11 protein-coding genes are annotated in these 12,988 nt (G+C 48.0%); 4 read left to right on the top strand and 7 right to left on the bottom strand.

Annotated features, from left to right (window positions below):
- The first annotated feature begins 13 nt into the window (after nt 1-13).
- A complete protein-coding gene (locus MHB80_RS16145) occupies nt 14-1,153 on the top strand; it encodes an SGNH/GDSL hydrolase family protein (protein ID WP_341277956.1) in 1,140 nt (379 codons plus the stop codon).
- Here MHB80_RS16145 and MHB80_RS16140 read toward each other — a convergent pair.
- The 6 genes from MHB80_RS16140 to MHB80_RS16115 form a co-directional block, all read right to left on the bottom strand.
- On the bottom strand, nt 1,143-2,237 hold the full coding sequence (locus MHB80_RS16140; RefSeq protein ID WP_341277955.1) for a GerAB/ArcD/ProY family transporter: 1,095 nt from the start codon (nt 2,235-2,237) through the stop codon (nt 1,143-1,145). The genes MHB80_RS16145 and MHB80_RS16140 overlap by 11 nt on opposite strands.
- A gap of 66 nt (nt 2,238-2,303) precedes the next feature.
- Nucleotides 2,304-3,398, bottom strand: coding sequence for a GerAB/ArcD/ProY family transporter (locus tag MHB80_RS16135; RefSeq protein ID WP_341277954.1), 1,095 nt, complete (start codon nt 3,396-3,398; stop codon nt 2,304-2,306).
- 27 nt (nt 3,399-3,425) lie between these two features.
- Nucleotides 3,426-3,650: a hypothetical protein gene (locus tag MHB80_RS16130; protein ID WP_341277953.1), complete on the bottom strand. Its 225-nt coding sequence runs from the start codon at nt 3,648-3,650 to the stop codon at nt 3,426-3,428.
- A gap of 42 nt (nt 3,651-3,692) precedes the next feature.
- A complete protein-coding gene (locus tag MHB80_RS16125) occupies nt 3,693-4,862 on the bottom strand; it encodes a Ger(x)C family spore germination protein (protein WP_341277952.1) in 1,170 nt (389 codons plus the stop codon).
- A gap of 53 nt (nt 4,863-4,915) precedes the next feature.
- Nucleotides 4,916-6,469: a spore germination protein gene (locus tag MHB80_RS16120; protein ID WP_341277951.1), complete on the bottom strand. Its 1,554-nt coding sequence runs from the start codon at nt 6,467-6,469 to the stop codon at nt 4,916-4,918.
- Between the two features lie 119 nt (nt 6,470-6,588).
- Entirely contained in the window at nt 6,589-7,533 is a 945-nt protein-coding gene (locus MHB80_RS16115; RefSeq protein ID WP_341277950.1) for a serine hydrolase, read from the bottom strand.
- Nucleotides 7,534-7,765: 232 nt separating this feature from the next.
- On the opposite strand from MHB80_RS16115, the gene MHB80_RS16110 reads away from it, so the two are divergent.
- The 3 genes from MHB80_RS16110 (at nt 7,766) to MHB80_RS16100 (ending at nt 11,110) form a co-directional block, all read left to right on the top strand.
- Nucleotides 7,766-8,815 (top strand): NAD(P)/FAD-dependent oxidoreductase, encoded by a 1,050-nt coding sequence (locus tag MHB80_RS16110; RefSeq protein ID WP_341277949.1) that lies wholly within the window; start codon nt 7,766-7,768, stop codon nt 8,813-8,815.
- A gap of 239 nt (nt 8,816-9,054) precedes the next feature.
- Nucleotides 9,055-9,576, top strand: coding sequence for a PadR family transcriptional regulator (locus MHB80_RS16105; protein WP_081418542.1), 522 nt, complete (start codon nt 9,055-9,057; stop codon nt 9,574-9,576).
- A 16-nt stretch (nt 9,577-9,592) separates the two neighbouring features.
- On the top strand, nt 9,593-11,110 hold the full coding sequence (locus tag MHB80_RS16100) for a DHA2 family efflux MFS transporter permease subunit (RefSeq protein ID WP_341277948.1): 1,518 nt from the start codon (nt 9,593-9,595) through the stop codon (nt 11,108-11,110).
- A 188-nt stretch (nt 11,111-11,298) separates the two neighbouring features.
- Here the strand turns inward: MHB80_RS16100 and MHB80_RS16095 are convergent, their stop codons facing one another.
- A complete protein-coding gene (locus MHB80_RS16095) occupies nt 11,299-12,879 on the bottom strand; it encodes a helix-turn-helix domain-containing protein (protein ID WP_341277947.1) in 1,581 nt (526 codons plus the stop codon).
- Between the last annotated feature and the right edge of the window lie 109 nt (nt 12,880-12,988).

Here is a 12,988-nt window from a genome sequence, read left to right as displayed (position 1 = left end):
GGAGGCGCATACGATGCAAGAAGAGGATCACTTAAAGGTACAAGCTTTATCGGATATCGCTCATCTTAAGGTTCATGGAAGAACGACAGGCAAACTCTCTCCATTAACGTTATTTTGGACGGGAAGCTCCGTTGAATTAAATGCACAGGGGTCTGAGCTTTGGATAGAAGTAGAGGTGAATTACGACCAGTATGAGCCTTGGATCAGCATCCTGATTAACAGTATGCCGGTGAGCAGACAAATGTTAACGGCGGGCAGGTACTGGGTTTGTATATTTAGAGGCATGAACAAGGCCGCGATTAAAAATGTTCGCATCGTAAAGGATGTACAGGCGATGAGCGCCGATTCCAGCTGCCTCTTGCAGATTCACGCTGTGAAGGGTGACGGCGAATTTGCCCCGATTGAAGCAAAGCCATATCGCATCGAATTTATAGGCGACAGCATTACCTCTGGAGAAGGGGCCATTGGAGCGAGAGCCGAGACGGACTGGATTCCGATGTGGTTTAGCGCCGTTGACAATTATACGGCAATGACAGCGGAAGCGCTAAATGCAGAGTACCGTGTCCTTTCTCAAAGCGGATGGGGCGTGCTTACAAGCTGGGATAACAATCCGCATGCCAATCTTCCTGATTATTACGAACAGGTTTGCGGCCTTCTTACTGGCGAGAACAATAAAGCTTTAGGCGCGTTTGACAAAAATGATTTTGACTCCTGGCAGCCAGATGTCGTCGTCGTGAATTTGGGATCGAATGATGGCGGCGCTTTTCATTCTCCAGAATGGGTGGACACTGCGACTGGCAAAGCTTACAAGCAGCGATTAAAGGCAGATGGGACATTTGAGGATGAGGATCTAATGACATTTGAGGAGGCGGTTGTGCGCTTCCTTATTAAACTTAGAACATATAACCCAAATGCGCCTATCATCTGGGCCTACGGCATGCTGGGTCTACCGATGATGCCAGCTATTTACCGAGCTGTAAACGCTTATAGCAGGCAAACAGGGGATAAGCAGGTATCCATTTTTCAGCTTCCCAATACAAGAGACGAAACATGGGGAGCAAGACAGCATCCCGGAAAATTAGCCCATGCGGAAGCAGCCAGAGAGCTGACGGGTTATTTAAAAGAAGTTTTACGTTCCTCTTCTATGTCTTAGTCGGCCGAAACATCGCGACAACCATTACGACAAGCAGCGGAACGAGCAGCACGAGTCCCGTCCATAACGGATGAATTTCTGTTACAATATGTCCCCATTGGCTACTGCTGTCATAAGTGACGAGCCCCATCAGAAATCCGGTCAAAGCTAACGGCATAATGATGACATGGTTGTCCTTCATGCCGCAAAGCTTCGCCATAAAGAGGCTGAGCACATAGAGGGAAAGCGTCGCCTTCATATATGAGCCGAGAATGAGCGACATGCCAATAATGGACTCCACCCGTTGGAAAATTTCCTGGAATTCAATGAGCCGGGCTATGGAGTACAGCATATAGGGTCCAGCCCCTGCGCTTGTACCGAATACCATTAATGTACACACCGTCACAGCACAGAGTACGATTAGGTTTGCCGCGTAGGAGATAGACAAGGTCGTCATCAGCTTTTTTTTCAGTTTTTTCCCCGCAGCGAAGGGCAGGAGCATGCCAAACAAAAACACTTCAGAGTAAGGGAAGCCAAACGTGTAATAGGCTCCTGCCATCACGGGCGTCAGGCCTTTAGGCAGGATCGGAAGCAGCTGTTCAGGTTGGTATTCAGGAATGGCAAACAGCAGCACGACGACCATGAAAAAGGAAGTTAACAGCATAATCAGGGTGAACATGCGGGCTATAACTTCTATGCCTGCGCGTGCCGTAAAAGCAGCAATAAGAAAAATAAGGGAAGTAAAGGCGTACATCGGTGTTTCTCTCATCATCGCCCCAATCATGAACTGGCCTACGCCTACAACAATAGCCGCTTGCATATGCAGCAAATACGAGATGGTCAGCAGCCCTAACAGCACCGTCAGTACGTTGCCAATCAGCTTGCGGCTGTAATCAATGTAATCCAGGCCGGGAAATCGGCGATGTAAATACAGCAGTATCATTAGGATGCCAAACCCGATTGATCCAGACAGCAGCAAGGAGAGCCAAGCAGCAGCACCCGCTTTTCCAATCAGCGGCCCAGGCACAAAAATGATCGAGGAGCCGGTCATGAACACAAAGAAAAGCACGCCCAATTGAAAAGAACTGACCTTTTGTTTATTCAAGCCAAATTCTCTCCTTTCTTAGCTGTGCCCAGTTTTATCAACGAATTTCCACTCTAAATCTGCCCTTTATCGCTTCGCTGGCCGAAGCATTGCCACAACGGTGACAAGGACCAGCGGAGCAACGATGACAAGCACGATCCATAGTGGATAAAATTCCATTAAGAAATTGTTCCAATGCGTATTGCTATCGTAAGTGACCAGCCCCAGTAGCAAGCCGCACAGCGCAAGCGGCATAATGAGCGTATTGTTGTCTTTTAGTCTGAAAAGCTTCGCGATATACAAGCTTAGCAAGTATAAAGAAATGGTTGCCTTCATATAGGAACCGAGAATGAGGGACATACCGATAACGGATTCAATACGCTGTATAATTTCTTGAAATTCAATAAGCCGGGCTACGGAATATAGAACGAATGGGTTGAAAGCCGCTGTCTGGCCAAATACCATTAATATGCATACCGTCACTGCGCAAAGTGTGAGGATGCTGGCAGCTAGAGCAAGCGATAGGGATAGGTGCAGCCGCTTTGTCGACGTGTCCCCTGCTACGAATGGCAGCAGCATCCCAAACATAGTCACTTCGGCAAAAGGAAGCCCGAACGTAAAATAAGCTCCGTAAGTGATTGGCAGCATCCCTTTAGGAGAAAGGGGGAGCAATTGTTCCGGCTGGTATTCAGGGAGCGCAAATACAAGTACGATGATGATGAAGAAAGTAGTCACAAGCATGATGAGGGAGAACATGCGTGCTATTATCTCAATTCCTGCGCGTGCCGTACAAGCAGCAATGAGAAACACAAGAGAGGAGAACAGGTATAAGGGCGTTTCTCTCATCATGGCGCTAACCATAAACAAGCCAACCCCTTCGATGATAGAAGCTTGCATCGGCAATAGATAAGAGATGGCTGCAAGACCAAAAAGCATCGTCATTACGTTGCCGATTAACGCTCGACTGTAGTCAATATAATCCCGTCCAGGAAAGCGGCGGCTTAAATAAAACAGCATCATGAGAATGATAAAGCCAATTGCGCCAGAAAGCAGCAGGGATATCCATGCGCCAGCACCAGCTATGCCAATTAGCGGCCCAGGTACATAAATGACCGCAGCCCCAGTCAAAAATACATAAAGGAGCACAGCCATTTGAAAAGAACTGACTTTTTGACCATTCAATTCAAAGGGACTCCTCTCCTTGTTTTCTTAACCAGGTCCGCCCAGCATGCGATTAATCTGTTTAGCGGGGCCGGCCAAAATTTGCTCAACGACGTCAAAATAATCGAGCCAGTCCTTGTTTACTACATAATCAATAGCCATGTAGAGGCAAGCAGATACAAGTAAGGCATAGATCCACTTATCCTTTTTCGTTGTTTTCCCACGCAGCGTGATGCTGTCATAAATGAGCATTCCCCCAAAAACTACTGTCACAAGTAGCGTTCTTTCCCACATCGCATTTGTCCTTTCTACTAGCTATGAGGATGGTCGGCTGTTTATCGTTCCTCCTGTCACCAGCTTAAGCTCTGCTTTAACTTCAATCGGCAGCTGTGCAAACTGCTCATCCCAGTCTTGCTGCAGCTTCAGCCACTCTTTGGGGCTTTGACGGTACAACTGGTTGCCAATACCAATAACCTCAAGCTTATTTTTTTGTAAAAAACGAAGCGTTCCCCCCGTTTGCCGAACAATAGCTGCTGAAAATTTCTCAATAAATTTTTGTTCGTCCTCAAACGATATAATCGATGAGCATTTCAGTTCGGTAATCGCAAGCTCTCCTTTAATATGAAAGCTCACCTGGGGCCGACCATCATGGATTTTCGTTGTCATCGCCGTTTGAAGCGAGAGCACTTCGGCGGTTTCCTTTTCCCCTTTCATGCCTGAGCAGGGTGTCTCTAGCACGCCGGAATGATAGTCGTTACGCAGCATGAGCAGCCCTTCCACTTTATCCGGGGGCATAATTTTCTTAAGCTTGCCATCCTTGATCAGGGCAAGCCCGGCAGTGGACATCGATTCCTCTGGGCTAGCTTCGTTGTATACATAGGAGAGGACGGCGTCGGGATGAGCGCTTTCCCTTTGCAGCAGCAAGCTAAGTAGAGTGGTGTCCATCGTTTTAGCTGCATTGAGATAAGAAAACTCCTCTGTTCGCAAAATTTGCTGCGCCGTCGTTTGTTCAATAAGCGGCTGCTTCTCCAGCATTTTGTGGGCTGGACCCTTGGAGATAAGCAGCTTAACGCTGCTGCGCGGCTCATGATCACGGTAAAAAATGTCCAGTGTTTTGCCTAAATCCTGATTTCTTGCCAGCTTTTCTCCAACAATAATGATTCTGGTATGGCTCCACTGGGCTTTGCGACCCAAATGAATGGGTATGTCTCGAATCGCCTCCATCACCGTGTCATCATGCGTTCGAATGCTGACGCTGGACGTTTGGGTTGTCGCTGACTTGCCGGTTTCAACCGAGGCTGGGCGATAAATTTGCGTCAGCATTTCGATTTTTCCATCCTTCGTTTCATCCAGTGCGACGCCCATCACAAATCCACGCTCGGTCAGCTCATATTTGCTCCAGCAGCCTGTAAGCACAGTTGAGAGTAGTGTCAGCATGATGATTAATGAGGCTGGAAGGGGGAAATCGCCCGTTTGTTTTCTCATATCGATCCATTCTTTTTCATATTTTTGAGTTTGCTGCGGCTGGCAGCAGGTACTTAATGCCGATGCATTTTTTGCGGCTTTTGCAGCAGCCTTTTAAGCGGGATTCTCATAAGGACATCGCGAAGCTCGACCAGCCGAAAAGGTGCGAGCGGAGCCATATAAGGCTGACCAAGCGACCTCAGCTTGCATAGATGAAGCAAAATAAATAGAAAGCAAATCATCATTCCGAACCCGCCGAGCAGAGCTGCGGAGATCATAAGCGGAAAGCGTAAAATGCGAAGCGCAATAGCGATGCCGTATTGTGGAATGGAGAAGGAGGCAATCCCTGTCAGCGCGACGACGATAACCATAATGGGGGAAGCGATCCCGGCGCTTATCGCTGCGTCTCCAATGACGAGTGCCCCGACTATGCTGACAGCAGAGCCTACCGTCCTTGGCAGACGCACCCCAGCCTCACGCATCAGCTCGAAGAAAAATTCCATCAGCAGCGCCTCGAAGAAAGCGGGGAGCGGCAAACCCTCACGCGCATTCAGCACCGCAAGCAGCAGGACGGTCGGGATAAGCTCGGGATGAAAGGTCGATAGCGCAATATAGACGCTGGGCAGCGACAACGCGATAATAAAGGCAATAATTCGCAGCCAGCGTATCATCGTGGAAATTACCGTACGCTGGTAATAATCCTCGCTGGATTGGAAAAATTCAGTAAACATGCCTGGACAAATCAGCATGCCGCCGGTTCCTTGCACGAGCACGACGATTTTGCCGTTTAATAGCGCTGCCACAGCCATGTCTGTTCGTTCTGTATAGCGATGCTGAGGAAAAGGAGAATAGCTGGAATCTTCAATAAGCTGCTCGATATAGGAGGTTTCCAGTACATCGACCGTCTTAATGAGCTCCATTCGCTTCTTAAACTCGGCGAGCATTTCGTTATCCACTTTGCCTTCCAAATAACCGAATGCGACCGTTGTGTTTGTATCGCCGCCGCCGCTCATGAGCTCAATTTTAAATTTCGGCGTTTTCAGCCGCAGCCGAAGCAGCCCTAAATTTTTCTGCAGGTTTTCAACGGTGCTTTCCCGAGGCCCCTGCACGACCGATTCATTGACGGGCTCATTGACCTGTCTCGTCTCAACGGATTGGGCTTTAAAGCTGAGTGCCTGATTCCATCCATCGAATAAAATGAGCAGCTGTCCGCTGGAAATGCTGCCTACGACAGCATCTAAATCGTTTACGAGCTGTACTTTTTTACCGGAAGGGCCATGGTTCTCGAAAAAAAAACGGACCTCGTCAATTCCGGCTTCCATCCCGGGTCCGACTTCATGCGCTACAAGATCCTGCAGCGATATTTTCATATAGTTAATGGTATCGTCCTGAATGAGCGAGCTGTAGTAGATCGAGCATGCTTTATGCTTCATTTCGGGACCGTATTGCCAATGCATAAAGATGATGTCGGAGCTGCGATCAAAGACAGATTCCAGATAACGAAGATTGTCCTCCAAAGTGGAGTTAATCGGTTGCTTCCCATCCCCGCTGCCTGATTGTCCACTTTGTGGTACGGACGGCATCGTATGCTGAGTGCTGGTCCCCGTATGTCCATTCTCGGTTGTCATGTGCGCTCACCTAGTTTCCATGTTCTGGTTTCTTACATTTACCAGTATGGCTTGCGCTCTGGAAAACTATACGACATAAAAAGACAACGTCCACGAGGGAGGTTGTCTTGGTTTTCAAATTATTGCTGTATGAGCAGCGGCGCAATGTGCTGGCGGAAAACATCCGCTGGAGGCTTGCCTCTTTTCAGCCTGTCATTGGTGACGACTGCGACGATATGGAGGCTGGGAACAACGGTAATCGTCTGTCCGCCAAATCCTAAAGCATAATAAAAATCGAAAGCAGAAGGCGAAGCGGAGTCCGCAGCTGCTGAATAAGAATCGACCCACCAATGCCAGCCGTACTGGCCATGACGAGGAGACTCGGCGGCTATTGCCGGATAGACAGAGCGTTCTACTAAAGCTTGAGAGATAAGCTGCTGTCCATTCCATTTACCCTGCTGCAAATACAGCTCTCCCAGCTTCAGCATATCGGCAGGCAGCAGTCTTAGTCCGAAGCCCCCTGTATGAATGCCCTGTGGATCATGTTCCCATTCATATTGAGTAATGCCTAAAGGCTGGAACAGGTAACGCTCGGCAAATGCAGCAGTGGTCATGCCGCTTGCTTGTGCGAGAAGGGCGGACAGCATTTGTGAGAGGCCAGAGTTGTACTCCATTCGTGAGCCAGGCTCCTCCGACAAAGGCTGCTCCAAGGCAAATTGAATCCAGTTTGGCGTTTGCGTCATGCGGGGGAAGGAGTTTTGCCCGCCGAACTCCGTCCAGTTGAAGCCAGCAGACATCGTTAATAGATGCTCCAGCGTGATCGCTTGTTTTCGCGGATCAGGATCTTCAGCAAGCTGGGGGAAAAATGAAGCGGCGGGCGTCGATGCCCCCAGTAGAAGCTGCTTGTCCATCGCGATACAAATCAGCGCAGAAACGACGCTTTTGGTACAGGAATTAACTTTTGCAATTTCTTCTCTCGTACGCTCATTTCGGTAATGCTCAATGATAAGCTTGCCATTATATGACACCAGGCAGCTCCTTAAATCCAGCGGCTCAATAGCCGGGAGCAATGATGACAGGTTCATCTTTATTTTCCTACTTTCCTCATCTATATGTTCTTTCGATTATAGGGGGTTGGAGGAAAAGAAACAAATGGTGCCACTGAACGGGTTTTCAGACACGCCCTAATCTGCCGGCTTGCTTTCTACTTTGTACTTTAAGGCTGGCTATCTGGTTAAGGCAAGCAGTTGTGTCCATTGTCAGCAGCGGAAAATGAATCTATACTACCAGCGAACTTATAGAAGCTGGAGGCAGAAGATGAATAAACAATTGGAGCTTTATGATGTAACGATAATCGGTGGCGGTCCGGCTGGATTGTACACAACCTTTTATAGCGGCATGCGCGACTTGAAAACAAAGCTGATCGAATCACAGCCGGAGCTCGGAGGACGAATTCTAACCTATCCTGAAAAAATGATCTGGGATGTAGGGGGGATAACCCCGATCCGTGGAGAAAAATTGATCGCTCAATTAGTAGAACAAGCGAAAACCTTCGAGCCAACGATCGTACTTGGCCAGCAAATTTCAGGCTTTGAGCGGCAGGAGGATGGCACGATTGTGCTGACGGCATCGAGCGGCGAGCAGCATCATACGAAAACCGTTATTTTGGCCATAGGTTATGGAGCCCGCAAGCTGGTCAAGCTGGAAATCGAAGGAGCAGACCGTTTCGAAGTAACGAATTTGTATTACACCGTTCAGGAGTTGGAAGGCTTCCGCGGCAAGCATGTGCTCATTTCGGGAGGTGGCGATTCGGCAGTTGATTGGGCGAATGAACTAGAACCGATTGCAGCAAGCGTCACTGTTGTACATCGCCGCAGCCAATTCGGCGGACATGAGCGAAACGTCTCGAACATGAGAAGCTCCTCGGTGAAAATATGTACGCCTTATACCGTAGAAGCTCTGCAAAGCAGTAATGGGACTAGCATTAATCAGGTGACCATCGCTCATTTGGAAACAGGCGAGCGTGAGCTGCTGGAAGTCGATGCGGTGATCGTCAATCACGGGATGAAATGCGATTTCGGGCCAGTGGAGGGCTGGGGTCTTGACCTCGGAGCGTGGCATGTAACCGTCGGCGAACATATGGAAACGAATTTGCTGGGCGTATTTGCCGCAGGCGATTTCGTAACCTATGGCAGTAAAGTTGAGCTGATCGCTGGCACATTTACGGATGGCATTATGGCACTCAATAGCGCCAAGCAATATTTGGACCCGGAAGCCCCGATGATGGCCTATGTATCCTCGCATAATGAGAAGTTTAAAGAGAAAAATCGCGCGTTAGGCGTAACGGAGGACGAAGAGAGCGAATAGCCAGCCGAATAGATTAAAAATAATAGTGAACAAAAAGAACGGTGAGCATTGGATCACCGTTCTTTTTGTTGCATACAGGCATGAACTGCTGAATGCATAACGAATTTAGCCATGAAGCTGCTTGACTACTGTTCATATCGTTTACCGGTATATGTTGAACATTTATATGTTGAACTGATATATGCTTTATGTTAATATAGGTTTACACAATGATATTTACAAAGAAGGTGGGGAATTTTTTGAACAGCCAAGATGTGATTTTGGGTATTTTAATGGATGAAAATTGTTCGGGCTACGAAATCAAGCACAAATTTGAAACGCTGTTTTCGTATTTTTACAACGCCAGCTATGGAACGATTTATCCGACGCTCGGCAAGATGGAGAAACAGGGATTAATTACGAAGGAGAGCATTTTGCAGGACGGCAAGCCGAATAAAAACGTATATACAATTACAGAAGCGGGCCGGGAGCAGTTTATGCTTTATTTAAAAAGCGATATCCAGGCTGTGGAAACGAAATCCGATTTTATGGTGAGGCTCGTTTTTGGAAAATGGGCAGATCAGGAGCAAGTGATTCAATGGCTGGAGAAAACGATTGCCAAACAGGAGGAAGAGATTGCCCAATTAACGGCAGATTATGCAAATTGGAAACCCAACATGAATGCTACCCAAGAGCTGTGTATCACAATCGGTATTGCCAATCAGGAGAGCTCCCATCGAATTTTGGTAGAAGGATTACAGAAGCTGAAAGCTCAATTATAAGGAGAAGGGGTTCAACATGAACAAGGAAAAAACAGGGCTGATCATATTGGCAATGGCACTCGGCCTGCTAATGTCGTCTCTCGACAACACGATTACCTCTGCGGCACTGAGCCATATTATTAAGGACATTGGCGGATTTGAGCAGGTCAGCTGGGTATTTACCGCCTATATGCTCGCGTCAACGAGCATGATGCTCGTTTTTGGCAAAATGTCCGATTTATTCGGCCGCAAGCTATTTTATCTCATTGGCATATCGATTTTCCTCCTTGGTTCAGCCTTATGCGGCATGGCGCAGGATATCACACAATTAATCGTGTTCCGGGCTATTCAAGGAATTGGTGCGGGGGCGCTGCTGCCAATCAGCTTTACGATCATTTACACGGTGTTTGCCGATCCGAAGCAAGCTTCCAAAATGGCTGGCGTTTTTGCTGGTATCTTCGGCTTGTCTTCCGTTGCAGGACCGCAAATCGGGACGTTGTTATCAGAGGCTTGGGGCTGGAGATGGTGCTTTTACGTCAATGTTCCGATTGGCATCGTATCCTTTCTTGTATTGCTCTTTGCCCTCAAGGAATCTCGTTCGGAGCGGAAGCCAAAAATCGATTATTTAGGAACGGCATTCCTCATCATTTGCACCATTTCCTTGATGCTCGCTTTGGAGTGGGGTGGCAAGGACTACGCGTGGACGTCTTGGCAGATTTTATCGCTGTTCGCGGTGTCGGTTATCGTGGGCTTGCTGTTCATATCCGTTGAGCTGCGTGCAGAGGAGCCGATATTGCCCTTAGTTTTGTTCAAAAATCGGATGGTCGTCGGGCTATGTCTCGCTTGTCTCTGTCAGGGAGCGATTATGTTTTCGGCCATTGCTTATTTGCCGATTTTCTCAACCGCTGTATTAGGGCAGGAAAACTCCAACGCTTTGTTGACTCCGATGATGGTTTCGTTAATATCCGGAGCGGTTTTGTTTGGCTTTTTGCAATCCAAATTTGCTTATCGGACGCTTATTGCTTTCACAATGGCAGCCGGAGTTGTCGTGAGCTACTTGCTTAGTACGGTTAGCCATGATGCTTCCAAGTGGTATATGATTAGTCTGATGATACTGCTTGGGCTCGGAGCTATCGGCCCTTTGATGAGCATGTCGCAGACAGCTATGGCGGCAAGCGTGGAACGCAAATACATTGGCATTAGCTCGTCCATCGTTGGTTTCTGGCGCAGCATTGGCGGCGTTCTCGGCGCATCGATCATGGCGACCATAGTCAACAACAACTTGAAGACGCTGCTGTCGGATGGAGCGGCTGAGCACCACATTCCGCAAGATCAGATCGCAACGCTGGCGAATCCAGAACAGCTCGTGCGAGGGGCAGGCAATGTTCCGCAAGATATTATTGCTTTCGTACGTGATTCTTTGGGAACCGCGATTAATCATGGATTTATGCTAAGTATGGTCTTCGCTGTTCTTGGCATTGTGGCTGCATTCGTTGCAGGGCCAGGCAGGCAAAGCACTCCTAATGCACAATCCGCTGCCAAGCAGGCTTCATGAGCAGGTTAACTAAGCTGTATAGTTCCAGAGCCTGAAGGTAAGATGGTCACATGAGGTTTAAGGTCCAATAGGATTGCAAGTGAACAAAAGAACGACGAGCGTTGGGCTCGACGTTCTTTCTTTTGTATACAAGCATGATCTGTTGAATGCAAGCTGAAATCAGCCTTGAAGCTTCTTAATTAGCGTAATCAGCGTGCAAGCAGCAATTTCATTTGCGTATCCAGCTGCTTATGCAGCGAAATAGGGTCGCTAACGCGGAATTTTTCCAATTGTGTGTGATAGACGTGATTATTCTTCACTGCAGGAAGAGATTTCCACCATAAAGTAGCGGATAATTGCTTAAACCGATCGGGATCGACTATCGTCAAAAAGAGATGATCGCCCACATAAAGCGGGAGCTGCTCCTCCGAAATAATGCGGTATGCTTCCTTGTTAATCATTTCCCGCTGAATAATAGCTGGGGCAGCGAGTTCCAGACCGTCATATAAATTGTAGGCGCCTCTGCACCAGAAATTGCCGAACACATAAATCGAATCCGAGCGAATTTCAATAGAGGAGAACGTTTCGTCACTTGCAAAAATATCAGCTAATCGCGCCTTATGCCGCTCAGTTTTCCGATTGTATTGCACAATCCACTGCTCAGCCTCCTGCTGCTTATTGAACGTTTCTCCAAGCATTTGAAGTAGGGAGAGCGGGTTATGCTCATTACCTGACAACAATAGGGTCGGAGCAATGGTGGACAGCTTGTCGTAATCGTTTTGGCAAGGGGCAAGAATGAGCTCTGGCTGAAGATTGGCTATTTCCTCAAGCTGCATAGGGATGCTGTTAACCTTATGAATATCTGAGCTTAGCTCGCGAAGATGCAAATTGTTCGCCAGGTTTTTGGCAGCAGCAATGGGGCGAATGCCTAGCGCAAGCAAATGGCCGAGACAGCTCATCGCGCAAATGTTAACCTGCTGTTTTTTATGATTGCGAATGAATTGGCCGGGTGATATCCCTACGGTTTGCTTGAAGCGCCGATTAAAATAAAACTCATCCCGGTATCCGACGGTATCGGCAATTTCCTGCAGGCGTCCGCCGCTCAGCAGCAGCTGCTTGGCTTGATTTATCCGCAAAGCGGTCATAAAGCCGGATACATTGGTGCCGGTCAACAGCTTAAACCAATGGGTAAATCGGCGAATGCTGATTTTGGCTTGCCTGGCAAGCTCCTCAACGGATACGTCCTGCTGGTAATTCTCCTTCAACTTAGCGATGATTTCCAGCACAGCCTGTCGCGAGTTTTCTGTTTTTTTATGCGGTCCCAGATGCTGAAGCAGGCTGCCCATCAGCTTCTGAAAGCTGTTATGTGCAGCCATTTTCTCCTGAGCATCAGCTGTATGCTGGTGCTTGGCGATTTCCTTAAGCTCGCGGATTAACGCCTCGAAGGACGGGACGCTAAATTCCCCAGCGTTTAAAAGGGAAGGCGGATGACTCTCGTTCGTATGTATGGAAAAGGTTAAAATCCACAGCGATAGCGGGGATTGATCTGTATTTTTTATCTCAATCGTACAGTGTGGATTTAGCAGAAAGCAGGTGCCGTACATTAAGGAATGCTCTTCGTTGTTCCAAGTCAGGACACCTTCCCCTTGCTGTACAACGATCAGCGTGTACGTTGTAAGCTCCTGCTGTGGTACGATTAATGGGTGAGAATAGCTGCCTTGCAGCATGCCATGCAGTTGAAAGGATAGGGAGTTTACCGGGCTCGTGGCATGCAGCATATTCAAATTCAAAACAAACACCTCTTTTTGAGAATAGTTATCAATGGAATTGATTTTACACGAAATGTCCATTCATTACAATGCATCCGATTCGTCCATCTGCCTTCCGATTGGTGCAAAA

The organism is Paenibacillus sp. FSL H8-0537 (genome assembly GCF_038051995.1).
Lineage (GTDB): Bacteria > Bacillota > Bacilli > Paenibacillales > Paenibacillaceae > Pristimantibacillus.
Note: the sequence above shows the minus strand (reverse complement) of the source record. Positions and strands in the feature narration are given on the sequence as shown.

Bases quoted from the DNA above. Each gene is read 5' to 3' on its own strand.
- MHB80_RS16120 (WP_341277951.1), bottom strand. From the start codon at position 6,469: ATGACAACCGAGAATGGACATACGGGGACCAGCACTCAGCATACGATG.
- MHB80_RS16115 (WP_341277950.1), bottom strand. From the start codon at position 7,533: ATGAACCTGTCATCATTGCTCCCGGCTATTGAGCCGCTGGATTTAAGG.
- MHB80_RS16100 (WP_341277948.1), top strand. From the start codon at position 9,593: ATGAACAAGGAAAAAACAGGGCTGATCATATTGGCAATGGCACTCGGC.
- MHB80_RS16145 (WP_341277956.1), top strand. From the start codon at position 14: ATGCAAGAAGAGGATCACTTAAAGGTACAAGCTTTATCGGATATCGCT.
- MHB80_RS16110 (WP_341277949.1), top strand. From the start codon at position 7,766: ATGAATAAACAATTGGAGCTTTATGATGTAACGATAATCGGTGGCGGT.
- MHB80_RS16125 (WP_341277952.1), bottom strand. From the start codon at position 4,862: ATGAGAAAACAAACGGGCGATTTCCCCCTTCCAGCCTCATTAATCATC.